This is a genomic window from Propionibacterium acidifaciens, from assembly GCF_003798325.1.
Taxonomy (GTDB): domain Bacteria; phylum Actinomycetota; class Actinomycetes; order Propionibacteriales; family Propionibacteriaceae; genus Propionibacterium; species Propionibacterium acidifaciens.
The window spans coordinates 2,712,558-2,737,341 of sequence record NZ_CP033719.1; the positions used below are offsets into that span (position 1 = coordinate 2,712,558).

Below are 24,784 nucleotides of genomic sequence, written 5' to 3' on the forward strand. Positions count from 1 at the left end.
GACGCGGACGGGCCCGGGGGTGCGGCACAGCGGCGACCGGTAGCCTGCACCTGTGCGTTATCTCTCGACCCGCGCCGTGGGCGCCGACGATGCCAAGCCGTTCTGCGACATCCTGCTCGAAGGCCTCGCCGCCGACGGCGGCCTCTTCCTGCCCGAGGAGTACCCGCGGCTGGACGCCGGGACGCTCGAGCAGTGGCGCGGGCTGCTCGCCGCCGAGGGCTACGCGGCCCTGGCGGCCCGGATGATCGGCCTGTTCCTCGACGACATCCCCGCGTCCGACCTCGAGCGCCTCACCACCGCGGCCTACACCGGCGGGAAGTTCTCCGATCCGCGGATCGTCCCGGTCAGCCGCATCGGCGACGGTCCGCTGTGGCTCGGCCACCTGTCCAACGGCCCGACGGCGGCCTTCAAGGACATGGCGATGCAGCTGCTCGGCGAGCTCTTCGAGTACGAGCTCGCGCGCCGCGGCTCATGGATGACGATTGTCGGCGCGACAAGCGGCGACACCGGCAGCTCGGCCGAGTACGCGATGCGCGGGCGCGAGGGCATCGCCGTCGTCATGCTCACCCCGGCGGGACGCATGACGCCCTTCCAGCAGGCCCAGATGTTCTCCCTCACCGACGCGAACATCGTCAACGTCGCCGTCGACGGCGTCTTCGACGACTGCCAGGACCTCGTCAAGGCCCTCAACGCCGACGCCGCCTTCAAGGCCGAGTACCACCTGGGCGCCGTCAACTCGATCAACTGGGCCCGCCTGGTGGCCCAGGTCGTCTACTACGTCAGCTGCTGGCTGCGCGTCACCGACGGGCCGGGGCAGGAGATCAGCTTCGCCGTGCCGACCGGCAACTTCGGCGACATCTGCGCCGGCCACGTCGCCCGCTCCATGGGGCTGCCGATCCGTCGCCTCATCCTCGCCACCAACGAGAACGACGTCCTCGACGAGTTCTTCCGCACCGGCGTCTACCGTCCGCGCAGCTCCGAGCAGACCTGGGCGACCAGTTCGCCGAGCATGGACATCTCGAAGGCCTCCAACTTCGAGCGCTTCATCGCCGACCTGTACGGCCGCGACGGCGCCAGGGTCCGGGAACTCTTCGACGCGGTCGCCGAGGGCGGCTCCTTCGACATCTCCGGGACCCCCGAGTTCGAGGCGGTGCGCACCAGCTATGGTTTCGTCTCCGGTTCGTCGACCCACGCCGACCGGGTCGCCACCATCGGCCGTCTCTGGCGCGAGCACGGCGTCCTCGTCGACCCGCACACCGCCGACGCCGTCACGGTCGCCGAGCAGTACGTGGCGGATGAACCCGTCGTCGTTCTCGAGACCGCCCTGCCGGTGAAGTTCGCCGCGACGATCGAGGAGGCCATCGGCTGCCGGCCGCCCGTCCCCGAGCGCTTCGCCGGCGTCGAGGAGGGGCCGCGCCGGGTCGTCGACCTGCCGAACGACGTCGAGGCCCTCAGGCGGCTCGTCGTGGACACCGTCGGGTCCCTGCCGAACCTGGTCCGTTGAACGGGCCGCCACCCACCGAGAAAGGAGACGATCATGACGATGCGTGTCGGGATCCTCACCGCCGGAGGCGACAGCCCCGGCCTGAACGCCGCCATCCGCGGCTTCGGCAAGGCCGCCATCGGCACCCACGGCATGGAGCTCATCGGCTTCCGCGACGGCATGCGCGGCCTGGCCGAGAACCGCTTCATCGAGCTCGACTCGGCGGCCCTGTCGGGCATCCTCACCGTCGGCGGCACGATCCTGGGCACCAGCCGCGACAAGGTCCACAAGATGATGGTGGACGGCAAACCGCGCAACATGATCGACACGATCAGGAAGAACTACGAGAAGGACGAGCTCGACGCGCTCGTCTGCCTCGGCGGGGGCGGCACGGCCAAGAACGCCAAGCGCCTGTCCGACGCCGGGATGAACGTCATGACGCTGCCCAAGACGATCGACAACGACCTCGTCGGCACCGACCGGACCTTCGGCTTCGCGACGGCCCTCGAGATCGCCACCGACGCCATCGACCGGCTGCACTCCACCGCGCACAGCCACCACCGCATCATCCTCACGGAGATCATGGGCCACCGGGCTGGATGGCTCGCGCTCGGCGCCGGGATCGCCGGGGGCGCCGACGTCATCCTGCTGCCCGAGGTGCCCTACAACGTCGAGTCGATCGCCGAGACGATCAAGCGCCGACGCGCGGGTGGCAGCAACTTCTCGGTCATCGCGGTCGCCGAGGGCGCGCGCTCCGTGGCCGACGCCGCCGAGCTGGCCGCCGCCGAGGCGCTGGTCAAGGAGGCCGACTCGCCGGAGGGCCGCGACGCCGCCAAGCAGCACCGCCGGGCCGTCGAGGCCTCACACCGCGCCCACACCTTCGCCCTGGCCTCCCAGCTGGAGGCCGCCACCGGCCTGGAGTCGAGGGTCTCGATTCTCGGCTACGTCCAGCGCGGCGGCATCCCGTGCGGCCGCGACCGCCAGCTGGCCACCCTGCTCGGCACCGCCGGCGCCGACCTCGTCAGCCAGGGGGTCTTCGGCGTCATGGTCGCCGCGAAGGGCGAGCAGGCCGTCCCCGTCCCGCTCGAGGAGGTCGCCGGGAGGGTCCGTTACGTGCCCACCGATCATCCGTGGATCCGGGCGGCCAAGGAGGTCAACACCGGCTTCGGCGACTGAGCCCGGAGGGCGGGGCGTCCTCAGCCCATGACCACGACCGAGCGCAGCGCCTGCCCGGTGCCCATCCGAGCGAGGGCCTCGTTCACCTCGTCGAGGCCGATCGTCTCGGAGACGAAGGCGTCGAGGTCGAGGCGGCCCTGTGCGTGGAGGTCGAGCAGCATCGGCACGTCACGTTCGGGAAGGCAGTCGCCGTACCAGCTCGACCGGAGCGAACCGCCGTGGCTGAGGACGTCGGCGAGCGGGATGTCGATCCGCGCGTCGGGGTCGGGCACGCCGACCAGCGCGAGGCGGCCGGCCAGGTCCCGGGCGTAGAGGGCCTGCGTCCAGGTGGTCGGGGTGCCCAGCGCGTCGATGACGACATCGACGACGTCGGTGCTGCTGGCGTCGATCGTCGCGGTGGCGCCGAGACCGGAGGCCAGCGCCAACCTCCGCGGGTCCGTGTCGACGGCGATGGGCCCGGTGGCGCCGGCCAGTCTGGCGCCGAGCAGGGCGGCCGTGCCGACCCGCCCAGGCCGATGACGGCCACCTGCTCGCCGCGGCGCAGGGCGGCGGTGCCGAGGGCCGCCCCGAGTCCGGCCATGACGCCGCAGCCGAGCAGGCCGGCGACCTCGGGGCGCACGGACGGGTCCACCCGCGTGCACTGGCCCTGCGCGACGGGCGTCCGGGGCGTCAGCGCGCCGATGCCGAGGGCGGCGGTGAGCCCGGTGCCCTCGGCGAGCCTCATCGGACGGGCCGCATTGGCGGTGTCGAAGCAGTACCATGGCTCGCCCCGGCGGCAGGCCCGGCACTGGCCCGCAGACGGCCCGCCAGTTGAGGATGACGTGGTCGCCCACCCGTACGTGCGTGACGCCCTCGCCGACGGCGGCGACGGTGCCGGCCGCCTCGTGGCCGAGGAGGAACGGGTAGTCGTCGCCGACGGCGCCCGACGCGTAGTGCAGGTCGGTGCGGCAGACGCCGCAGGCGGCGACGTCGACGACGACCTCGCCCGGGCCCGGGTCGGGGACGACGACGTCGAGCAGTTCGACCGGCGCGCCCCTGGTTCGTGAGACGACTCCTTGGACTGTCGTGGGCATGTGGGGACTCCTTGATCGCGGCCCTGATGAGGGAGGACGTCTCCGACGCTAGCGTGGCCGGCCGGCATCGCGCCGGACCGTCCACGGTCACGCCGGCCCTCCGGGCGGGACCGTCCCCCTATGCTGAGGGGCGTGACAGAGAGCCCCGCACCGCCCGAGAGCGCCGCACCGCAGTCGTGCTCCGTGACGCTCACCGTGAGCGCCCTCGTCCTCGACATGGACGACACCATCAACAGGACGGGCCCGGCCATGCGCACCGGCCTGTGGCGGGCGACGGAGGAGCTGTGGCCGCAGCTGGACGATGAGGAGCGCGGGCGCCGTATCGAGGACTACGTGGCCGACCGCGCCGGATGGTTCGACCGCTTCTCGAGTGGGCACATCGACTTCGAGACGATGCGCCGCGGGCGCCTGGGCGACATGGCGGCGGGTCTGGGCGAGCGGCTCGACGACGAGCGTCTGCACCGCTTCGAATCGGTCTACCGGGCGGCCTTCGCCGCGGCGTGCGCGCCCTGGCCCGACGCCCTGGGCCTCATCGACCGGGCCGACGCGGCCGGCGTCCCGGTCGCCGTGCTGTCGAACTCGGCCCAGCGGATGACCCTCATGAAGGTCGACCGGCTCGGACTGGCGGGCCGCTTCGCCCTCGTGCTCTCGTCCGACCGGCTCGGCTCCGGCAAACCGGACCCGGCCGCCTACCGCGCGGCCTGCGAGCGGCTGGGCGCCGAGCCGGCGCTGACCGGGTACGTCGACGACTCCCTGCGCGACGCCGGGGGAGCGGCCCTGGCCGGTCTGCAGTCCTGCTGGCTCGACCGGGCCCGGCGCGGCGGGGCCCCGGCCGGTCAACGGGTCGTCACCGACCTCGACCGGCTGCTCATCGAGCGCGCCGGCCGCTGAGCGGGCCGGTGTCGCCGATCCAATAGACTTCCCGCGTCCGGTCCCGATCCCCTGGGAGGAACGATGTCGGCGAGCAGGGTCAGCGCGACGGTCGACGCGCTGTTCGACATGGTCGTGAGCGGTCGAGCCCCCGTGGGCGAGGCACTGCCCGCCGAAGCCGCGCTGGCGCGCACCCTCGACGTCTCGCGCCTGACGCTGCGCGAGGCCGTGCGCGTGCTGACGGGTAGGGGAGTGCTCCGGCCCGTCCACGGCCGCGGCACCTTCGTCAACCCGCCGGGCAGGTGGACAGACCTGGGCAGCATCGTCGCTCTCCGCTCGCGCACCTCGAGCTGGAGCGAGATCGCCGGGCAGCTCGTCGAGATCCGTCGGATGATCGAGGTGGGCTCCGCGGGCCTCGCCGCCGAACGGCGCTCCCGCACCGACGTGGACCGCCTCGGACGCGATCTCGAGGACTTCCGTGCCCACCACGAGGCCGGGGACGCCGAGAGGGCCACGACGGCCGACCTCGACTTCCACGATCACATCCTCCAGGCTGCGGGGAACCCCTTCCTCTTCACCGTCTACGAGCCGCTGCGCGGCCTGCTCGAACGGGGTCGCGCCGAGACCTCGGCGAGCAGCGAGGTGCGCGAGCGCGCCATGGGCCATCATCGCGCCATCCTCGACGCCATCGCCGCCGGGGACCCGCGGGCGGCCGAGCGGGCCATGAGCGCCCACATGGACCAGACGGCGCGCGACGCCGTCGCCCGGGCCGACGCCGGCTGATCGGTCCTTCCGTTGGGCCCGGCCGAAGGGGCCCGCAAGGCCGTCGCGCCCCGGACGGGTTCTCTCCGTCCGGCTTCGTCCTCGTCGGGGGCTTCCTCACCACCGCATTCGCGAGTGGGTCATGCGACGGACCCCGTCCCTGATCGGCAGGGCCCTTGCCATCGCGTTCGTGAGTGGGTTAGTGTCGGAACAACTCATCAGAGGTCTGAGCGCAAAGGGGTGTCTGCCGTGAGCATCTCGTGGGACGAATTGATCAGGGGCCTGCCGGACGGGCCCGCCATCTCCGCCGAGGACGTCGCCCGGGCAGGCTGCCCGGCGTTCGTCGTCCTCGATGACGACCCGACCGGCACCCAGTCGGTGTCCGATCTTCCCGTCATCACCTCGTGGGGGATCGAGGACCTCGAGTGGGGCCTGGCGACGGATGCGCTCGCCGTCTACGTCATGACGAATTCCCGCAGCCTCGACCCGGCCGACGCGGAGCGGGTCAACCGGGAGGCCGTCGCCAACGGTCTCGAGGCAGCCCGGCTCACCGGACGCGAGGCGGCCTTCGTCTCGCGCTCGGACTCGACGCTGCGCGGCCACTACCCCCTCGAGCCCGACACCATCGCGGCCGTCCTGTCCGAGCACGGCCGGCGTACCGACGGCGTCGTCATCGTGCCGGCCTTCCCCGAAGCCGGCCGCGTCACCATCGACTCCGTGCACTACGCGGGCGGCGTCGCCACAGGCTTCGTGCCGGTCGGCGACAGCGAGTTCGCCGCCGACGCGACCTTCGGATACCGGGCGTCCGACCTCGCCGAGTGGGTCGAGGAGAAGTCCGGCGGACGCCGCAGGGCCGCCGATGTCATCCGCATCCGCATCGGTGAGCTGCGCACCGACCCCGATGCCGTCGTGGTCGCGCTGACCGGCGCGCACGACGGCCAGCCGATCGTCGTCGACTGCCTCGAGGAGAACGACCTACGGCTCCTGGCCCTCGATCTGGCGCGCGCCGAGGACCTCGGGCACCGCTTCATCTACCGCGTCGGCCCGCCCTTCGTGAGAGCTCGCATCGGCCAGGCCACGAGAGCGCCGCTCGGCCCCGCCGAGTGCCGGCCCGCGCCCGGCGCCGTGGCCTCCGACACCACCGGGGGGCTCGTCGTCGTCGGCTCCCATGTCGGCCTCACCCGGCGTCAGGTCGACGCCCTGCGCGAGCGCGACGCGATCCCCGAGACGGTCGTCGAGGTGCCCGAGGTGCTCGACGGGGCGACCCGGGTCGCGCACCTGGACGGGGTCGTCGCCTCGGCCGTCGAGGACCTGAGGCGGGGCACCGTCGTCGTGCGCTGCAGCGGACGGCTCGTCACCGGCGCCGATCCGGACGACTCGCTGCGCATCGCCCGAGCCGTCTCCGACGCCGTCGTCGAGGTCGTGAGCCGCGTGCTCGAGGCGAGGGCCCCGCGCTTCGTCATCGCCAAGGGCGGCATCACCTCCTCGGACGTCGCCTCCCGCGGCCTGGGCATCCGCAGGGCCATCGCCCGGGGGCAGATGCTGCCGGGCATCGTCTCGCTGTGGGAGCCCGTCGACGGGCCGGCCCGCGGCATCCCCTACATCGTCTTCCCGGGCAATGTCGGCGACGATCGGTCGCTGGCTGACGTCGTCGACACGTTGCAGGCATCCCTGTGACGTGCACCCGGTGAACCTGAACACATCCACGAACCGATCGAAGGGGATCACAATGACCACCACCGTTGCCGTGCTCGGGCTCGGCGCCATGGGCCTGCCGATGGCGACCAACCTCGCCCGCGAGTTCGCCGTCACCGGATTCGACATCAGCCCCGAGCGCACCGCGCTGGCCGCCGAGGCCGGCCTCCGGGGCGCCGCCGACGCCGGGGAGGCGGTGCGGGACGCCGACGTCGTGCTCATCGCCGTGCGCAACCCCGCCCAGCTCGAGGAGGTCCTCTTCTCGGACGCCGGCGTCGCGTCCGTCATGCGGCGCGGTTCCGCCGTCGTCCTCACCTCGACCGTGGGGCGCGAGCCCGTGAAAGAGGCGGCCGCCCGGCTGGACGGGCTCGGCCTGCGACTCGTCGACGCCCCGGTCTCGGGTGGCTCCGCCCGAGCCGGCACCGGGGACCTGCTCGTCGTCGTCGGCGCCGACGAGCAGGCGTGGGACGCCGTGCACGACGTGCTCGAGCTCATGAGCTCCACCCTCGTGAGGGTCGGCGGAGCGCCCGGCGACGGCCAGGCGATGAAGACCGTCAACCAGCTGCTGTGCGGCGTGCACATCGCCGCTGCCGGCGAGGCGCTCGCCCTGGCCCGCGCCATGGGCCTGGACCTCGACCGGACGATGGTCGCCCTCATGGGCGGCGCGGCCGAGTCCTTCATGCTGGGCGACCGCGGCCCCCGCATGCTTCGCGCCTACGACGAGGAGACCGTCGAGGTGCGCAGCCGTCTGGACATCTTCGTCAAGGACATGGGCATCGTCACCTCGGCCGCCCGGTCCGTCGGGCTGTCGACGCCCGTGGCGGCAGCCGCCGAGCAGCTCTACATCCAGGGCGGGGCCCGCGGCCTGGGCGCCTGCGACGACTCCTCGGTGATCAGGGTGATCGCCCCGTCGGCGGACCGGTGACATGCCCTCGGCAGTCCTCCTCGTCCTCGCCCTGGCCGCCATTGCGCTCCTCCTGCTGCTCGTCATCGGACTGAGGATGAGCGCCTTCATGGCTCTCATGACGGTCTCCGTCCTGCTGGCCATCGCCACCCGCGTGCCGTTGACGAGCATCGCCGACACGATGACGACGGGCATGGGCAACGCGCTCGGCTCGGTGGCCACGGTCGTGGCGCTGGGCGCCATGCTCGGTTCGCTCATCGAGCGGGCCGACGGCGCCGACACGCTGGCCCGCCGGTTCGTCCGAGTGCTCGGCGAGCACCGGGTCGCCATCGCCGTGACGATCGTCGCCTTCCTCGTGGGCATTCCGATCTTCTTCGAGGTCGCCTTCATCGTCCTGGCGCCCATCGTCTTCGCCCTGGCCCGCGTCACCCGGACGAGGCTGCTGAGTATCGCCCTGCCGGTCGGCACGGCGGCCCTCACCGTGCACGTCGCCGTGCCGCCGCACCCCGGGCCGACGGCCGCCGCGAGGATCCTCGGCCCGGACCGGACTCATGCTCATGATCGGGCTGCCCGTCTGCGCGGTCGTTGCCGCCGTCGGCTACCTCGCCTCGCGGCGGGTCCGGACCGACGACATCGTTCTGGGCGCCACGCCGCTCGGCGACCCGCCCGACGGCACCGAGGAGCCGTCCGACGAGGAGCTCATGGTCGGGGCCGACCCGACGGGGCCGGGCACCGTCCTGTTCCTCATCCTCGCCCCGGTCATCCAGATCGTCATCGGCACGGTCGGCAGGATGCTCGTGCCGGACCCGTCGAAGGCCGACTCCGTGCTGAGCCTGGTCGGCGCGCCCCTCGTGGCGCTGCTCACCGCGGCACTGCTCGCCTGTGTCGTCCTGGGCTGCCAGCAGCACTGGTCCCTCGACCAGCCCGGACGGACCGTCGACCACGCCCTGCCCGACGTGGCCGTCGTCGTCCTCGTCGCCGGCGCAGGCGGCGTGTTCGCCTCGATCCTCGTCGCCAGTGGCGCCGGGGCGGCGCTGTCACGGGCGCTCATGGCGGTGCACATGCCCGTCCTGCTCGCTGGCTTCGTCATCTGCCTGGCCCTGCGCGCCAGCCAGGGCTCGGCCACGGTGGCGATCCTCACGACGGCCGGTCTGCTCGTCGACAACGTCGCGGCGGGCGGCTACGACGCTCTGCACATCGCGCTCATCGCCCTGGCGATCGGCTTCGGCGCGCTCGGCCTCTCGCACGTCAACGACGGCGGCTTCTGGATCTTCACCACGTGCACGGGCCTGAGTGTTCAGGACGGCCTGCGGGCCTGGACGGTGCTGACGACCGTCCGCGGCTTGGCCGGCTTCCTGCTCACCGCCCTCGTCTGGTTGCTGGCCTGAGGCGGTTCGGGGCCGCGACGGACGCCTCCCGGTGCCGCTCCACGGCGTCCCGACGGTCTCGGGCTCTGTGATCCCTGCGGCGGACGGTGGCCCCGGGTCAGCCCCGCGGCCTCTTGACCGGGGGCTCGCCCAGGACGATGTCGGCCGTGACGGACTCGCCGCCCTCGACGAAGTCGATCGGGCACTCGATGTGGCCGACGGCCGACAGGTCGTCGGCGACGAGGCGCAGGTTGGCGATCGACGCCGCCGGGGCGGTCACCGCGATGGCCTCGACGGGCGTCTTCATGGAGACCTTGGCGTCCGACTTGGCGCCGCGCACGAGGACGAGCGCCGCGGCCGTGTCGGCCACGAGGGAGGTGTCGCCGTCGGAGGGCAGCTCGTCGACGGTCGGCCAAGCGGAGGTGTGCACCGAGCCGGGCCGCCACCAGCTCCAGACCTCCTCGGTGACGAACGGCATGAACGGGGCCAGCAGGCGCAGGAGCACCGACAGGGCCAGTTGGAGGCTCGCATTGGCCGAGGCGGCGGCCCGTTCGCCGCGGGCCCCGTAGGCGCGCTCCTTGACGAGCTCCAGGTAGTCGTCGCAGAAGCTCCAGAAGAAGGTCTCGGTGGCCTCCAGGGCGCTCGTGTAGTCGAACGCGGCGAGCGCCGCGCCGGCCCTCCCGACGATCTCGCGCAGGGCGGCCAGCTCGGCCAGGTCGACGGCCTCGCAGATGGCCTCCCGCCCGGTCGGGGCGCCCATGCCGAGCACGAACCGGCTGGCGTTGAGCACTTTCATCGCCAGGCGCCGGCCGACCTTCATCTGGCGCTCGTCGAAGGGGGAGTCCATGCCCGGACGGGCCATGGCGGCGCGCCAGCGCACGGCGTCGGCGCCGTACTTGTCGATGATGTCGGTGGGCACGATCGCATTGCCCTTGGACTTGCTCATCTTCTTGCGGTCGGGGTCGACGACGAAGCCCGAGACGGTGGCCCGCCGCCACGGCACGGCGCCGAACTCGAAGTTGGCGCGCACGACGCGGCTGAACAGCCAGGTGCGGATGATGTCGTGGGCCTGCGGGGCGAGGTCCATGGGGAAGGTCAGGTCGAACAGTTGCCGGTCGCGCTCCCAGCCGCAGACGATCTCGGGGGTCAGCGAGCTCGTCGCCCACGTGTCCATGACATCGGGCTCGGCCATGAAGCCGCCGGGGGCGCCGCGCTGGGCGGGCTCGTAGCCGGGCGGGCAGTCCGAGCTCGGGTCGACGGGCAGCGTCTCGGCCGCCGCCATGATCGGCTCCCCGTAGTCGGGGTCGCCGTTGGCGTCGAGCCGGTACCAGACGGGGAGGGGGATGCCGAAGAAGCGCTGCCGGCTGATGAGCCAGTCGCCGTTGAGCCCCTCGACCCAGTTCGTGTAGCGGTGGCGCATGTGCTCGGGCACGAAGTCGATCTGCTCGCCGCGGGCCAGCAGCGCGGCCTTGAGCTCCTCGTCGCGGCCGCCGTTGGCGATGTACCACTGGCGGGTGGAGACGATCTCGAGGGGCTTGTCGCCCTTCTCGTAGAAGTTGGCCATGCGCTGGGTGGCCTTCGGCTCGCCGTCCATCTCGCCGGTGGTGCGGAGCTTGTCGACCATGGCCGCGCGGGCGCTGAAGACGGTCCTGCCGGCCAGCTCGGCCTCGTAGAAGGAGGCGTCGGGAAGCCACTCGGGGCGCTCGCGCGACAGCCGGCCGTCGCGGCCGATCACCGTGCGCGTGGGCAGCTCGAGCTCGCGCCACCACTGGACGTCGGTGAGGTCGCCGAAGGTGCAGCACATGGCGATGCCGGCGCCCTTGTCCATCTCGGCGGCCGGGTGGGCCAGGACGGGCACCTCGACGCCGAAGACGGGCGTGGTCACCGTCGTGCCGAACAGCTCCCGGTAGCGCTCGTCGTCCGGGTGGGCGATGAGGGCGCAGCAGGACACGAGCAGCTCGGGGCGGGTCGTCTCGATGAAGACGTCGGAGCCGTCGGGCCGGTGGAAGGCCAGGCGGTGGTAGGCGCCGGGGTAGTCGCGGGCCTCGAGCTCGGCCTGGGCGACGGCGGTCTGGAAGGTGACGTCCCACATGGTGGGGGCCTCGCTCATGTAGGCCTCGCCCCGCTCGTGGTTGCGCAGGAAGGCGAGCTGCGAGATGCGCTGCGTCTCGGCCCCGATCGTCGTGTACAGCTGGTCCCAGTCGACCGACAGGCCGACCTTGTGCCACAGCTCGGCGAAGGCCCGCTCGTCCACCTGCGTGAGGCGGTGGCACAGCTCGACGAAGTTGCGGCGGCTGATCGGCACCTGCTTCTTCGGGTTCGGCCTGGCCGGGGGCTCGAAGTCGGGGTCGTAGGGGATCGACGGGTCGCAGCGCACGCCGAAGTGGTTCTGGACGCGGCGCTCGGTGGGCAGGCCGTTGTCGTCCCAGCCCATCGGGTAGAAGACCTGCTTGCCCAGCATGCGCTGGTAGCGGGCCACGACGTCGGTGTGGGTGTAGCTGAACACGTGGCCCACGTGCAGCGAGCCCGAGACGGTGGGAGGCGGGGTGTCGATGCTGAACACCTGGTGACGGGCCTGCGGGCGGTGGAAGGCGTAGAGCTGCTCGGCCTCCCAGGCGGCCGACCACTTGTCCTCGAGGCCCTCGAGCACCGGCCTCTCCGGTACCCGCCAGCCCGAGGGGGTCGTCGCGGGTGTCGTCGTGGCGGGTGTCTCAGTCATGGGGGACATCCTACTAACGCGCCCGCCACCCGGCCGTTCGGTTCCGCGCCCGGCCGGGCGCGGAGGAGCCCCGGCGAGGGCGGCAGGCGCGGGGCGTCCCCGTTCGGGCCCGGCGGCGCGGAGGACCACCTATCCCCGCCGACGGCTACGACCGGATCCGGCTGTTCGGTCTCGGCGGCGCTCAGGGGCCCCGGGGCGCGGCGCGCGACCGCGGCGGTTCAGGCCGGGGCGGCGCTGGTGATGACGTCGAGGACGGCCTGCTCGTCGGTCGGGTCGACGTTCTGGAACGAGACCTGCTTGCCGTTGACCATGAAGGTCGGGGTCGAGTTGACCTGGGCGTCCACGCCGGCCTGCTCGACGTTCTCGACGAAGGTCTGGGTCTGGTTCTGGTCGACGCAGCCCTGGAAGGTCGTGAGGTCGTCGCCGGTGATGCCGGCGTCGGCTGCGATCTCGTCGCGCAGCTTCTGCACGGAGTAGCCGTCGCCCTCCTCCTCGGGGGCCTTGGCGTAGGCGGCGTCATGGTACTCCTGGAACCTCCCGACCTGGTCGGCGCAGGCCGCGGCGATGGCGGCGCGCTTGGAGGACTCGGGAACGCCCTTCGAGTCGTTGAGCGACTTGAGGTTCCTGTCGAGGAAGGTGCGGGTGCGGTACTCGATGCGGAGCCGGCCGCTGGAGGCCAGCGAGTCGAAGGTCTTGCCGTAGTGGCTCTCGTAGGTCTGGCAGATCGGGCACTGGTAGTCCTCGTAGACGACGAGGGTCGGCGCCGAGTCGTTCGTGCCGATCGGCGAGACGATCCCGGTGCCGTCCGCGTTGGCGTGCGGCGGGGTGATCTGCTCGCCCAGGCCCGTCACGACGGCGGTGGGCTCGTCCTTGCCGGAGCCGAGCCTCCCGGTGGCGGCGAGCACCACGACGACGATGATCGCCAGCGCGACGACCGAGGACACCGCGACGAGGATCGTGCGCATGCGCCGCTGGTGCGCGGCCTGCGCGGCCTGCGCCTGGCGCAGCGCCTCGCGACGGTTCGTCCCCGCCCCGCCGGCGGGGCCCTGCTTCCCTGGGTTCTTCGAGGCCATGTCAACCTTCCGGCTCGAGCGTGCTGGTCCGTCGTTCTGGCTCGGCGCTCAGAACACGCAGGCAGTCTACCCGGGCGGGCCCCGCGGCGTCGGACAACTAGTCTGGGGCCCGATGAGCAGCACACGTGAGCACAGCGACCCCTCGTCCGAGCACGCCCGCACCGTCGCGTCGATCACCTCGCGATGGCCGGAGCACCGCGTCGGCCCCTCGTTGGCGCGCATCGGGGCGCTGTGCGAGCTGCTCGGCGACCCGCAGGACGCCTGCCCGGTCATCGCCGTCACCGGCACGAACGGCAAGGGCAGCACGGCCATCATGATCGACGCGATCCTGCGCTCGATGGGGCTGCGCACCGGCCGCTTCAGCTCGCCGCACCTGGAGGACATCACCGAGCGCATCTGCATCGACGGCGCGCCCGTCGAGGCGGGGCGCCTCGACGAGCTGTGGACGCAGATCGGCCCCATGGTCGACATGGTCGACGCCCGCCGCCTCGATGGCATCGTCATGACCTTCTTCGAGGTCATGACGGCCCTGGCCTACGCCGCCTTCGCCGACGCGCCCGTCGACGTGGCGATCATGGAGGTCGGCATGGGCGGGCGCTGGGACGCCACGAACGTGGCCGACGCCCGGGTCGCCGTCGTCGGGCCGGTCGCCATGGACCACATGCAGTACCTCGGCGACACGCTCGGCGCCATCGCCCGCGAGAAGGCGGGCATCATCAAGCCCGGTGCGACCGCCGTCCTGGCGGGCCAGGGCCCCGAGGCCGCCGCCGTCCTGGCCGAGCACTGCGCCGAGGTCGGTGCGACGATGGTGCGCGAGGGCCCGGACTTCGCGCTGCTCGACCGCCGGGTCGCGGTCGGCGGCCAGCTGCTGCGCCTGGAGGGCGCCGGCGGGCCGATCGGCGATCTCTTCCTGCCCCTGCACGGGGCGCACATGGCCCACAACGCCGCCGTGGCCACCGCCGCCGTCGAGGCGTTCTGCGGGGGCCGCGCCGTCGAGCCGACGGTGCTCGCCGAGGGCCTGGCCGCCGTCCGGGCGCCGGCCCGGCTCGAGGCCGTCCACCACGACCCGCTCGTCGTGCTCGACACGGCCCACAACCCGCACGGCGTGCGCGCCACGCTGGCCGGGCTGCGCGAGGCCTTCGTCATGCGCCCCGCCATCGGGGTGCTCGCCATGATGGCCGACAAGCAGGTCGACGCCGTGCTCGAGCTGCTCGCCGACGAGCTCGACGAGGTCGTCGTCACCGCCGTCCGCGACAACCCGCGCGCCCTGGGCGTCGAGGAGCTCGCCGAGGCCGCCGCCGGGGCGTTCGGCCCGGCACGCGTGCATGCCGCGACGGACACCGCCGAGGCGCTCGGGCGGGCCATGGCGCTCGCCGGCGCCTCGGGCGAGGAGGCCGGCGTGCTCGTCATCGGCTCGGTGTTCCTCGCCGGGGAGGCCCGCGGCATCCTGGCCGACGACGGGCCGGGCTCCGGCGGCGGACCGCTCACCGTGACGGTGCCGACCGGCCCGTAGGGCGTGCGGCGTCCCGGCCGTGGAACGGACCCCGGCTCCTTGTGACGGCCCGTTAGGGTGGGGCGTCATGAGCACTGCCCGCCCTCCGATGGGCCCCGCGTATCCTCCTGCCGGCCCAGCGCACCCTCCCACGGCCCCGGCGTATCCGTTCCAGCAGTCGTACGAGTCGGCGCTGCCGGTGCTGCCGACCCGCTACCACGGACTGTGGCACTCGCCGCGCTGGCGGGTGTGGCGCCCGGTCGTCGGCGCCCTCGTCGGCGGCGTGCTGTGGTTCGCCGCCTCGACCGTCGCCTTCGTCGTCGCGATGGTCATCGACGTGGCGAGCGGCCGTTCCACGGCCGAGGAGTACTACCCCTCGCTCGCCGGCGGTGGCGGCTTCACCCCGGCGCTCTTCATCGCGAACAACGTCGGGCTGGCCTGCTCCATCCCGATCGTCTGGCTCGTGGCGCGCCTCCACGGCCAGCCGATCGGTTTCGTCCACTCGGTCATCGGGCGCTTCCGCTGGCGCTGGTTCGGCTGGTGCCTGGCCGTGCTCCTGCCGATCTGGATCGTCTTCACCGTCGCCGACGCCTTCCTCGAGGGCGGCGGTCTGGACGGCCTGGCCGTCAACGGCGACACCGTCGTGCTCATCCTCGGCATCCTCCTCACGACGCCCCTCCAGTGCGCCGGCGAGGAGTGGTTCTTCCGCGGCGGCATCAACCGCTTGGTCGCCGGCTGCTTCCCGCAGCGCACGAAGACGCTCGGCATCGTCTCGGCGCTCGTCGGCGGCGCCGTCAGCTCCTTCTGCTTCATGCTCGCCCACATGGCCCAGGACCCGTGGCTCAACATCGGCTACTTCTGCTTCGGCGCCGCGGCCTGCCTCCTGTGCTACTGCACCGGCGGCCTCGAGGCCTCGACGGCCATGCACATCATCAACAACATGACGGCCATGGCCCTCATGCCGTTCAGCGACATCAGCCACATGATGGACCGCTCCGAGGGCACCGGCAGCCCGTGGAGCCTGCTCCAGCTGGCCGTCATCGCCATCGCCGCGGCCCTCATCTGTCGGCGGGCCAGGGCCAGGGGTCTGGACGTGGTCAGCGGGCCCGAGCCGGCTCCGGCGCCCGGCCCCTGGCCGCAGGCCGTCATGACGGGCGCCTGGCCGTCCCCGGACCCCGCCTCGTTCCCGCCGCCGGCCGCGTACCCGCCGCCGGCGCCGTCCCCGCTCCAGGGGGTCCCGCCCGTCCCGCCGACCGTCGACGGCGCGGGGGCGCCGCAGGTCGAGCCCCCTCGTTGACCCTCGGCGGATCATGGAGGGGGAGCGGTCGAGGGGCGGGCCGCCCCGGCAGGAGGAACGGATGAGCGAGCAGCCGCGGCCCGAGCCGGCCGGGCTCTTCGACGAGCTGAGCCCGCTGCTGGCCCAGGTCGTCACCCCCGTGCAGTACGTGGGCGGTGAGATCAACGCGCGGCTGCGCCCCTGGGGGGACTCCCAGGTGCACTGGGTGCTCATGTACCCCGACACCTACGGCGTCGGCCAGCCCAACCAGGGCTTGGCCATCCTCTACGAGGTCATCAACGAGCTCGGCTGGGCGAGCGCCGAGCGCAGCTTCAGCGTCTGGCCCGACCTCGAGGCGCTCATGCGCGCCCACGGCCTGCCGCAGTTCACGCTCGAGAGCCACCGGCCGGTCCGGGCCTACGACGTGCTCGGCGTCGGCCTGAGCACCGAGCTCGGCTGCACCAATCTGCTCAACGCACTCGACCTGGCGGGCGTCCCCCTCCACAGCGACGAGCGCACCATGGACGATCCACTCGTGCTCATCGGGGGACACTGCGCGTTCAACCCCGAGCCGGTCGCCGACTTCATCGACGTCGCCGTCCTCGGCGACGGGGAGGAGGCGTCCGTCGAGCTCTCGCGCATCGTCCGCGACTGGCGCCTGGCCGGTTGCCCCGGCGGGCGCGACGGCGTCCTGGAGGTCCTGGCCGCCACCGGAGGGTTCTACGTGCCGCGCTTCTACGACGTCGAGTACGGCGACGACGGCGCCATCGCGCGCATCAGCCCGAACCGGGACGGCGTGCCCGCCGAGGTCGAGCGCTGGGTGCTCACCGACCTGGACGCCTGGCCCTACCCGAAGGAGCCGATCGTCCCGCTCGCCGAGACCGTGCACGAGCGCTACTCGGCGGAGATCTTCCGCGGCTGCACCCGCGGCTGCCGCTTCTGCCAGGCGGGCATGATCACCCGCCCCGTGCGCGAGCGCTCCCTGGCCGCCATCGGCGCCATGGTCGACCACGGACTGCGCGCCACGGGCCTCGAGGAGGTCGGCCTGCTCAGCCTGTCGAGCGCCGACCACACCGAGATCACCGAGATCGCCCACCAGCTGGCCGACCGCTACGAGGGCGACAACGTCTCCCTGTCGATCCCCAGCACCCGGGTCGACGCCTTCACCGTCGACCTGGCCCGCGAGCTCTCGCGCGGCGGGCGCCGCTCGGGCCTCACGATCGCCCCCGAGGCCGGCTCGGAGCGCCTGCGCGCGGTCATCAACAAGAACGTCAGCGAGGACGACCTCATGGCGACCGTCTCCGCGGCGTTCGGCCAGGGCTGGCGCTCGGTGAAGATGTACTTCATGTGCGGCCTGCCCACCGAGACGGACGAGGACATGCTGGCCATCGCCCGCCTGGCCCACCGCGTCGTCGAGACCGGACGCCGGATCACCGGGCGCCGCGACATCGCGTGCACCGTCTCGATCGGGGGCTTCGTGCCCAAGGCGCACACCCCGTTCCAGTGGGCCCCGCAGGCCGGCCCCGAGCTCGTCGACCACCGCATCGGCGTGCTCCGCGAGGCCGTGCGGGCCGACCGCGGCTTCCACCGCGCCATCACGGTCCGCTGGTCCGACGGCGCGCCCGGCCAGATCGAGGGCCTGCTGGCCCGCGGCGACCGCCGGGTCGGGCGCGTCATCGAGGCCGTCTGGCTCGACGGCGGGCGCTTCGACGGCTGGCGGGAGCACTACGACCACCAGCGGTGGGTCGACTGCGCCGCCATCGAGCTCGAGCCCCTCGGCGTCGACCTGGACTGGTACACCACCCGCGAGCGCGACGAGCTCGAGGTGCTGCCCTGGGACCACCTCGACGCCGGGCTGGACCGCGGCTGGCTGTGGCAGGAGTACCTCGCCGGGCGCGCCGCCCGTCAGCTCGCCGACTGCCGGTGGGACGGCTGCGAGGACTGCGGCGTCTGCCCCCGCCTCGGCGTCGACATCGAGATGGGCCCCTCGGGCACGACGCTGCTGCCGCTCGAGCCCCCTCCGCCGCGGAGGGCCGGCGCGGACGCCTGACCGGCCCCCGGCCGCCGGTTCGCGTCCCCGTCGTCGGGCGCCTACCATGCGTGGGTGCCCCGTCGAGAACCCCCGCGCCAGCCGCCGCCCGTGCAGCATTTGCGCCTGTGCTACTCGAAGCTCGGCGCAGCCCGCTTCGCGTCTCACCGCGACTTCTCGCGGGCCTTCGAGCGCGCGCTGCGCCGGGCGGGCGTCCCGATGGCCCACTCCTCGGGCTTCTCGCCGCATCCGTGCATCAGCTACGCCAATTCGGCGCCCACCTCGGCGGCCTCCCACGCCGAGTACGCCGACATCGCCGTCCTCGAGGTGCTCGACCCCGAGCGGGTGCGCGAGGAGCTCAACGCCGCCCTGCCGGCCGGCTTCCGCGTGCTGCGCGTCGTCGAGCGGCGCCGGCCCCCGCTGTCGGAGCTGCTCCAGGTCTCCGACTGGGTGATCGACCTCGGCGAGGACCGGACGCTGCGACTCGGGCGGGCGGTCGACGAGTTGCTCGCGGCCCGGTCCGTCGAGGTGAGCCGCGTCACCCGCAAGGGGGAGCGGACCTTCGACGCGCGCCCGGCCGTCCGGTCCGCGCACGTGGACGAGGACGGCCGCGTGCGGGTGCGCCTCGTCCACGGGGCCCCGCTCGTACGCCCCGACGACGTCCTCCGGGCGCTGCGCCGGCTGGAGCCCGGACTGGGCGGGGACCACCCCGGCCTGTTCACCCGCCTGCGCCAGGGCCCGCTGCTTCCGGATGGCGCGATCGGGGACCCGCTCGACGTGCCGGACCCGACGAGCGGGCCGCCGGCCCCGTGAGCCGGTCCCGCGGGCCGGAGCCCGGTTCCCGCCCGGCCCGGCCCGGTCCGGGCGTGCGCGCGTCCTCACGCGTCCGTGTCGGTGCGTGTGCCATACTTGAAACCAGGTAAGGGCCGCCAAGCGCCCGTACCCGCGAGCCGGAGGCATCCTCACCGCGACGCGCGAGCAGACCGCGGGGGATCCCGGCGACAGCGGGAGCCGCCAGCTTTCGTCGCACCCGTGCGACTGATCCGCGCCTGCACGGCGCAAGAGGAGCACTTCATGCTCGATGACGTGACGTCCACCGCATCCCACGCCGACGACGACCTGCCGCGCCCCCCGCGCGGTCGCCGCGCGAAGACGCGCCCGGCGGGCCCGCCCGAGGAGGCCCCCGCCGCGGCCCCGGAACCGGCGCCCTCCGAGCCGGCCGCCGACGAACCGGCCGCCGCCGGGCCCGCGGACGACGCGACCACGGCCGGCGACGGCCAGGGGCATGGTGGGGCCCCGGCCGACGAGCCCCCCTCGGCCGGGGAACGGCCCGCTGCGCGGAGCAGGACCAAGCGGCCCGACCCGGTCGACATCGCCATCGCCGCCGTCCTCGACGAGGCCGTCGCCCAGCGCGAGGCCGAACGGGCCGAGCTGGCGGGCCTTCCCGAGCCCGGGCCCGTCGAGGTCCCGACCGGCGGCTCGGACGACCGGCCCGATGCGGAGGCCGAGGAGACCCCGGCCCCGGCGCGCAGGCCGGCCCGGCGCCGCTCCTCCCGGGCCCGCGCCGTGGAGTCCGAGCCCGCCGCCGACGGCGAGCAGGACGACTCCGGGAGCAGATCCCGCGGCCGCAGCAGGGCTGCTGCCGACGCCGACGACTCCGCCGCCCAGCGGGTCGGCGCGCTCCTGTCCGAGGCCGAGCGCGAGGCGGCGGGCCGGGACCGTCGCGCCGAGGGCGGCGCGGACGAGCAGGTCGACAAGCAGGCCGTCCTCGACTCCCTCACCGCCGCGATCGCCGGCGGCGAGCAGGCGCCCGCCGAGCCCGCCGCCGAGAAGGAGACGGCGCCCGAGGACGAGGGCGGGGAGAACGCCGCGGACGAGCAGGGCACGCGCCGTCGCCGTCGGCGTCGCGGCGGCCGTCGTCGTCACCGCGGCGAGCAGTCCGACGAGACCGAGGACGGCGCCGGGGGCGAGTCCGGCGGCTCCGACGAGGACGTCGACAAGGACGTCGACAAGGACGGCTCCAAGGACTCCGGCGCCGAGTCGTCCGAGGCCGGTCAGGGCCAGCACCGTCGCCGTCGCCGTCGTCGCCGCCGCGGCGAGGACACCGGCGGCTCCGACGACGACCCGAGCGACGTTGTCGTGCGGGTGCGCGAGCCCCGCCACAGCGCCGTCGACGAGGTCACCGGCATCGAGGGCTCCACCCGGCTCGAGGCCAAGCGCCAGCGCCGCAAGGAGGGCCGTGCGGCGGGCCGCCGCCGCGCGCCGATCCTGTCCGAGGCCGAGTTCCTGGCCCGCCGCGAGTCCGTCAACCGGAAGATGGTCATCCGCCAGCGCGAGGAGTACACCCAGCTGGCCGTGCTCGAGGACGACGTCCTCGTCGAGCACTACGTCGACCGCAAGGCCTCGACCTCGCTCATCGGCAACATCTACCTCGGCAAGGTGCAGAACGTCCTGCCGAGCATGGAGGCCGCGTTCATCGACATCGGCCGGGGTCGCAACGCCGTGCTCTACGCCGGCGAGGTCGACTGGGACCTCATGCCCGACAAGAACGCCCCCCACGCCATCGAGGAGGCGCTCAAGCCCGGCCAGACCGTGCTCGTCCAGGTGAGCAAGGACCCGGTCGGAGCCAAGGGGGCCCGTCTCACCGGGCACGTCTCGCTGCCGGGCCGCTACGTCGTCTACTCACCGGACGGCCATCTGTCCGGCATCAGCCGCAAGCTGCCCGACACCGAGCGCCACCGCCTCAAGGGGATCGTCAACGAGGCGGTCGACGAGTCCGGCTCGGTCATCGTCCGCACCGCGGCCGAGGGGGTCTCCGCCGACGACCTGCGCCACGACGTCACACGGCTCAAGGCCCAGTGGGAGGTCATCGAGAAGAAGGTCGCCACCGGCAACGCGCCGCAGCAGCTCTACGCCGAGCCCGACCTGACCCTGCGCATCGTGCGCGATCTGTTCACCGAGGACTTCTCCGAGCTCGTCATCGCCGGCAGCGGCGGTCCGGGCGACGCCTTCGACACGATCGACGCCTACGTCGAGCACATCGCGCCGCGGCTGCGCGACCGCCTCCGGCACTGGGACGACGAGAAGGGCGATCCCTTCACCGCCCACCGCATCGACGAGCAGATCTCCAAGGCCCTCGAGCGCAAGGTCTTCCTGCCGTCGGGCGGCTCGCTCGTCATCGACCGCACCGAGGCCATGACGGTCATCGACGTCAACACCGGAAAGTTCACCGGCACCGGCGGCAACCTCGAGGAGACCGTCACGAAGAACAACCTCGAGGCGGCCGAGGAGATCGTCCGCCAGCTGCGGCTGCGCGACCTCGGCGGCATCATCGTCGTCGACTTCATCGACATGGTGCTGCCGGCCAACCGTGAGCTGCTGCTGCGCCGGCTCGTCGAGTGCCTGGGTCGGGACCGCACCCGCCATCAGGTGAGCGAGGTCACGAGCCTGGGCCTGGTCCAGATGACGCGCAAGCGCATCGGCACGGGCCTCGCCGAGGCCTTCACCGTCGAGTGCGACAAGTGCGGCGGGCGGGGCTACATCCGCCATGACGAGCCCGTCGCGAGCCAGGCTCCGGCCGACGGCGGCGAGCGGCATCGCCGCGGGCGCCGCGGCGGGAGGAGGAGCGGCTCCTGAGCGGATCCGGGCCGGAACCGCCGGGACGCGACGCGCAGGGGATCGCGGGCCGCACGGCCCGAGTCCCTGCGCGCACCATCCCGGTCCGGCGACCGATCACGACGGGCGCGCCCGGTCCCCGCTGCCCCCTGTGCGCCGTCCCGACGCGCAGACCGGGCAGTCCCGCCGCGCCTCGGGGGCCTGCGCCGCGTTTTTGCCTGCCGGGCGGCCGAGGAGGAGGCCGCCAGCTCGGGCCTGCGGTTGGACGACGAGCTCGGTCGCGTGCGGCGGCACGGCCGCCCCCGCGCCCCGGGCCTGCGGGCTCTTCGGGCCGCCCCGGCCCGGCCCACGGGTTCAGGCCACCATGCCGGCCGCCAGTGTGTTGCCGGCCTGCGGGTGGACGAGGATGAACGAGCCCGTCGTCCGCGAGTCGCCGTAACGGTCGGGGCACAGCGGTTCGGCCAGCGTCAGCCCGATCCGTCCGATGTCGTTGAGGGCCAGCTCGTCGGCCTGCTCCTCGTCGAGTGCGGCGAGGTCGAGGCGCCCGTCGATGGCGGTGACGATGGCGGTGACCGTCCGCGTCGTGTGCTTGACGAGCAGGCGGTCCCCGACGTGCAGCGCCCGGTCGCCCAGCCAGCACACCGTCGCGTCGAGGGTGCTGACGGGCTCGGGGCCGGGATCGGCGGCGATGAGATCCCCGCGCGCGACGTCGATCTCGTCGCCCAGCCGCAGCGTCGCCGACCGTCCGGCCCCGGCGCGCTCGGCCCGTCCGCCCCCCGGGAGGTCGATGCCGACGATCCGCGTGCGCTGCCCGCCGGGCAGCACACGCACCTCGTCCCCGACCCGGAAGGAGCCCCGCTCCACCCGGCCCGCGTAGCCGCGGTAGTCGCGGAAGCGCTCGCCCGCGCCGGACCCGGGGCGGAGCACGTACTGCACTGGGAAGCGCCCCGGCTCGTCATCCTGGGGCTGCTCGACGGGCACCCGCTCGAGGTGCTCCATGAGGCTGGGCCCCTCGTACCAGGGCGTCCGCCCGGAGCGCTCCACGACGTTGTCGCCGAGCAGCGCGCTCACGGGGATGACGGTGAGCTCGGCGATGCCGAGCCGGGCGCCCAGCTCGCGGACCCGCTCGGCGAGCTCCTCGACGACCCGGCGGTCGTAGTCGACCAGGTCGATCTTGTTGAGGGCCACCACCACGTGGGGCACGCGCAGCAGCGCCGCGACGGCCAGGTGGCGACGGGTCTGCTCCAGGATGCCGTGGCGCACGTCGACGAGGGCGACGATGAGCTGGGCGGTGGAGGCGCCGGTGACGGTGTTGCGCGTGTACTGCACGTGGCCGGGGCAGTCGGCCAGGATGAACGAGCGTCGCGGGGTGGCGAAGTAGCGGTGGGCGACGTCGATGGTGATGCCCTGCTCGCGCTCGGCGCGCAGCCCGTCGGTGAGCAGGGCGAGATCGGTCTGGTCCAGGCCGCGGTCGGCGGAGGCCCGCTCCACCGCGGAGTACTGGTCGATCATGATGTTCTTCGTGTCGTGGAGCAGCCGGCCCACGAGGGTGGACTTGCCGTCGTCGACGCTGCCCGCGGTGGCGAGACGCAGCAGTTCACTCATCAGAAGTAGCCCTCCTTCTTGCGGTCCTCCATGGCGGCCTCGGAGAGCCTGTCGTCGGCGCGGGTGGCCCCGCGCTCGGTCAGCGTCGTCGCGGCGACCTCGGCGAGCACCGCCGCGGCGTCGCCGGCCGTCGACTCGACGGCCCCGGTGCACGACATGTCGCCCACGGTGCGGTAGCGCACGGTCCGCGTGACGACCCGCTCGTCGTCGCGGGGGCGGGTGACGGGGCCCAGCGGCATCCACATGCCGTTCCGCCGGAAGACCCGGCGCTCGTGGGCGTAGTACAGGGAGGGCAGCTCGATGCCCTCGCGCACGATGTAGCTCCACACGTCGAGCTCGGTCCAGTTCGACAGCGGGAAGACCCGCACGTGCTCCCCGGGCAGGTGCCGCGTGTTGTACAGGCCCCACAGTTCGGGGCGCTGGTTGCGCGGGTTCCACTGGCCGAAGGCGTCGCGCAGCGAGACGATCCGCTCCTTGGCGCGGGCCTTCTCCTCGTCGCGGCGGCCCCCGCCGTAGACCGCGTCGAAGCCGCCCGCGGTGATGGCGTGCAGCAGCGGCTGGGTCTGCAGGGGATTGCGCGTCCCGTCGGGGCGCTCGACGAGGCGCCCGTCGTCGATCCAGTCCTGCACCCTCTCGACGGTCAGCCGCAGCCCGTGGCGGGCCACGACGTCGTCGCGGAAGGCGAGGACCTCGGGGAAGTTGTGCCCGGTGTCGACGTGGAGCAGGCCGAACGGCAGCGGGGCCGGCCAGAAGGCCTTGCGGGCGATGTGCAGCATGACGACCGAGTCCTTGCCGCCGGAGAACAGCAGGACGGGCCTCTCGGCCTCGGCGGTGACCTCCCGGATGATGTGGACCGACTCGTTCTCGAGCGCGTCGAGGTGGTCGTCGCCGGGCGCTCCCGCCGGGGACGCCGGCCCGGTGGTGCTCGTGGTGGTGCTCATAGGTGGATCCCGCATTCCGTCTTGGTGAGGCCGGCCCAGCGGCCGGACCTGGGGTCCTGTCCGGGGGCGACCCTGCGCGTGCAGGTCGCGCACCCGATGGATGGATAGCCCTGCCCGAGCAGGGGGTTGACCGGCACGTCGTGGGCGTCGACGTAGGCGAAGAGCTCGTCGGCGCTCCAGGCCGCGATGGGGTTGAGTTTGACCATCCGGTGGCTCTCGTCCCATTCGACGAGTCCGGCGTGGGCGCGCAGCGCGTTGTCCTCGCGGCGGATCCCGGTGACCCAGGCCTCGTAGCCGGCCAGCGCCCGGTTGAGCGGGACCACCTTGCGCAGACGGCAGCAGGCGTTGGGATCGCGCTCGTACAGCCGGGGGCCGTACTGCGCGTCCTGCTCGGCCACGCTCTGGTCGGGCCGCAGCTCCACCAGGGTGATGTCCTGGAGGATCGGCAGGTCGTCCCGCAGGTCCTCGGTCTCGGGGAAGTGGTAGCCGGTCTCGAGGAAGAGCACGTCGACCCCCGGCAGGGCCCTGGAGGCCAGGTCGGTGACCGCCGTGTCCGCCGCCATCGAGCAGGCGACCGCCATCGAGCGGCCGAAGGTCCGCGCCGCCCAGGCCATGAGCTCGGCGGCGTCGTCGTCGGCGTGCTCGCGGGACGCCCGCTCGGCGATGGCGCGCAGCTCGTCCTCGGTTCTCGTTCTCGTCATGGC

The 24,784-nt window shown here is 73.2% G+C and carries 17 protein-coding genes and 1 pseudogene; 12 read left to right on the plus strand and 6 right to left on the minus strand.

The window, feature by feature from the left end:
- Positions 1-52 precede the first annotated feature (52 nt).
- Both thrC and EGX94_RS11600 read left to right on the plus strand, forming a co-directional pair.
- Complete coding sequence (gene thrC / locus EGX94_RS11595) at positions 53-1,504, plus strand: threonine synthase (RefSeq protein ID WP_021798223.1); 1,452 nt, start codon at positions 53-55, stop codon at positions 1,502-1,504.
- A gap of 33 nt (positions 1,505-1,537) precedes the next feature.
- Positions 1,538-2,659, plus strand: a complete 1,122-nt coding sequence (locus tag EGX94_RS11600; protein ID WP_021798222.1) for a 6-phosphofructokinase — start codon at positions 1,538-1,540, stop codon at positions 2,657-2,659.
- A 20-nt stretch (positions 2,660-2,679) separates the two neighbouring features.
- Here EGX94_RS11600 and EGX94_RS11605 read toward each other — a convergent pair whose 3' ends face one another.
- A complete protein-coding gene (locus tag EGX94_RS11605) occupies positions 2,680-3,732 on the minus strand; it encodes an alcohol dehydrogenase catalytic domain-containing protein (RefSeq protein WP_021798221.1) in 1,053 nt (350 codons plus the stop codon).
- Positions 3,733-3,864: 132 nt separating this feature from the next.
- Between EGX94_RS11605 and EGX94_RS11610 the strand changes: the two genes are divergently transcribed.
- From EGX94_RS11610 to EGX94_RS11630, 5 genes and pseudogenes are all read left to right on the plus strand, one after another.
- On the plus strand, positions 3,865-4,623 hold the full coding sequence (locus tag EGX94_RS11610) for an HAD family hydrolase (protein ID WP_192962658.1): 759 nt from the start codon (positions 3,865-3,867) through the stop codon (positions 4,621-4,623).
- Between the two features lie 63 nt (positions 4,624-4,686).
- Positions 4,687-5,385, plus strand: coding sequence for a FadR/GntR family transcriptional regulator (locus EGX94_RS11615; protein WP_021798224.1), 699 nt, complete (start codon positions 4,687-4,689; stop codon positions 5,383-5,385).
- A gap of 228 nt (positions 5,386-5,613) precedes the next feature.
- Entirely contained in the window at positions 5,614-7,041 is a 1,428-nt protein-coding gene (locus tag EGX94_RS11620) for a four-carbon acid sugar kinase family protein (RefSeq protein WP_028706556.1), read from the plus strand.
- A 52-nt stretch (positions 7,042-7,093) separates the two neighbouring features.
- The gene (locus tag EGX94_RS11625) at positions 7,094-7,984 is read left to right on the plus strand and encodes an NAD(P)-dependent oxidoreductase (RefSeq protein WP_021798219.1); all 891 of its coding nucleotides are present in this window, start codon (positions 7,094-7,096) and stop codon (positions 7,982-7,984) included.
- Between the two features lie 76 nt (positions 7,985-8,060).
- Positions 8,061-9,351: pseudogene (locus EGX94_RS11630) on the plus strand (GntT/GntP/DsdX family permease).
- A 97-nt stretch (positions 9,352-9,448) separates the two neighbouring features.
- On the opposite strand, the gene valS reads toward EGX94_RS11630, so the two are convergent.
- Together valS and EGX94_RS11640 are read right to left on the minus strand one after the other, a co-directional pair.
- Positions 9,449-12,049, minus strand: coding sequence for a valine--tRNA ligase (gene valS / locus EGX94_RS11635; RefSeq protein ID WP_028706554.1), 2,601 nt, complete (start codon positions 12,047-12,049; stop codon positions 9,449-9,451).
- A gap of 218 nt (positions 12,050-12,267) precedes the next feature.
- Positions 12,268-13,122 (minus strand): DsbA family protein, encoded by an 855-nt coding sequence (locus tag EGX94_RS11640; RefSeq protein ID WP_021798217.1) that lies wholly within the window; start codon positions 13,120-13,122, stop codon positions 12,268-12,270.
- A 112-nt stretch (positions 13,123-13,234) separates the two neighbouring features.
- On the opposite strand from EGX94_RS11640, the gene EGX94_RS11645 reads away from it, so the two are divergent.
- From EGX94_RS11645 to EGX94_RS11665, 5 genes are all read left to right on the plus strand, one after another.
- The gene (locus EGX94_RS11645; protein WP_051245465.1) at positions 13,235-14,635 is read left to right on the plus strand and encodes a bifunctional folylpolyglutamate synthase/dihydrofolate synthase; all 1,401 of its coding nucleotides are present in this window, start codon (positions 13,235-13,237) and stop codon (positions 14,633-14,635) included.
- Positions 14,636-14,702: 67 nt separating this feature from the next.
- Positions 14,703-15,911 (plus strand): CPBP family intramembrane glutamic endopeptidase, encoded by a 1,209-nt coding sequence (locus EGX94_RS11650; protein ID WP_123826351.1) that lies wholly within the window; start codon positions 14,703-14,705, stop codon positions 15,909-15,911.
- Between the two features lie 61 nt (positions 15,912-15,972).
- Positions 15,973-17,940, plus strand: coding sequence for a TIGR03960 family B12-binding radical SAM protein (locus EGX94_RS11655; RefSeq protein WP_021797003.1), 1,968 nt, complete (start codon positions 15,973-15,975; stop codon positions 17,938-17,940).
- Between the two features lie 90 nt (positions 17,941-18,030).
- Complete coding sequence (locus tag EGX94_RS11660) at positions 18,031-18,732, plus strand: TIGR03936 family radical SAM-associated protein (RefSeq protein ID WP_226906028.1); 702 nt, start codon at positions 18,031-18,033, stop codon at positions 18,730-18,732.
- A gap of 261 nt (positions 18,733-18,993) precedes the next feature.
- The gene (locus EGX94_RS11665; protein ID WP_123826355.1) at positions 18,994-21,555 is read left to right on the plus strand and encodes an Rne/Rng family ribonuclease; all 2,562 of its coding nucleotides are present in this window, start codon (positions 18,994-18,996) and stop codon (positions 21,553-21,555) included.
- A 333-nt stretch (positions 21,556-21,888) separates the two neighbouring features.
- Here the strand turns inward: EGX94_RS11665 and EGX94_RS11670 are convergent, their stop codons facing one another.
- Genes EGX94_RS11670 through EGX94_RS11680 form a run of 3 tightly spaced genes read right to left on the minus strand, consistent with a single transcriptional unit; the run spans position 21,889 to position 24,781 of the window.
- Positions 21,889-23,139, minus strand: coding sequence for a sulfate adenylyltransferase subunit 1 (locus EGX94_RS11670; protein WP_021796520.1), 1,251 nt, complete (start codon positions 23,137-23,139; stop codon positions 21,889-21,891).
- Positions 23,139-24,080, minus strand: a complete 942-nt coding sequence (gene cysD / locus EGX94_RS11675; protein ID WP_021796516.1) for a sulfate adenylyltransferase subunit CysD — start codon at positions 24,078-24,080, stop codon at positions 23,139-23,141. Before cysD ends, EGX94_RS11670 begins: the two co-directional genes overlap by 1 nt.
- Positions 24,077-24,781, minus strand: coding sequence for a phosphoadenylyl-sulfate reductase (locus EGX94_RS11680; RefSeq protein WP_021796517.1), 705 nt, complete (start codon positions 24,779-24,781; stop codon positions 24,077-24,079). Before EGX94_RS11680 ends, cysD begins: the two co-directional genes overlap by 4 nt.
- Between the last annotated feature and the right edge of the window lie 3 nt (positions 24,782-24,784).

Coding starts and splice junctions, on each gene's coding strand:
- valS (WP_028706554.1), bottom strand. CDS start 12,049: ATGACTGAGACACCCGCCACGACGACACCCGCGACGACCCCCTCGGGC.
- EGX94_RS11605 (WP_021798221.1), bottom strand. CDS start 3,732: ATGCCCACGACAGTCCAAGGAGTCGTCTCACGAACCAGGGGCGCGCCG.
- EGX94_RS11615 (WP_021798224.1), top strand. CDS start 4,687: ATGTCGGCGAGCAGGGTCAGCGCGACGGTCGACGCGCTGTTCGACATG.
- cysD (WP_021796516.1), bottom strand. CDS start 24,080: ATGAGCACCACCACGAGCACCACCGGGCCGGCGTCCCCGGCGGGAGCG.
- EGX94_RS11655 (WP_021797003.1), top strand. CDS start 15,973: ATGAGCGAGCAGCCGCGGCCCGAGCCGGCCGGGCTCTTCGACGAGCTG.
- EGX94_RS11665 (WP_123826355.1), top strand. CDS start 18,994: ATGCTCGATGACGTGACGTCCACCGCATCCCACGCCGACGACGACCTG.
- EGX94_RS11650 (WP_123826351.1), top strand. CDS start 14,703: ATGAGCACTGCCCGCCCTCCGATGGGCCCCGCGTATCCTCCTGCCGGC.
- EGX94_RS11670 (WP_021796520.1), bottom strand. CDS start 23,139: ATGAGTGAACTGCTGCGTCTCGCCACCGCGGGCAGCGTCGACGACGGC.
- EGX94_RS11600 (WP_021798222.1), top strand. CDS start 1,538: ATGACGATGCGTGTCGGGATCCTCACCGCCGGAGGCGACAGCCCCGGC.
- EGX94_RS11645 (WP_051245465.1), top strand. CDS start 13,235: ATGAGCAGCACACGTGAGCACAGCGACCCCTCGTCCGAGCACGCCCGC.
- EGX94_RS11640 (WP_021798217.1), bottom strand. CDS start 13,122: ATGGCCTCGAAGAACCCAGGGAAGCAGGGCCCCGCCGGCGGGGCGGGG.
- EGX94_RS11680 (WP_021796517.1), bottom strand. CDS start 24,781: ATGACGAGAACGAGAACCGAGGACGAGCTGCGCGCCATCGCCGAGCGG.
- EGX94_RS11625 (WP_021798219.1), top strand. CDS start 7,094: ATGACCACCACCGTTGCCGTGCTCGGGCTCGGCGCCATGGGCCTGCCG.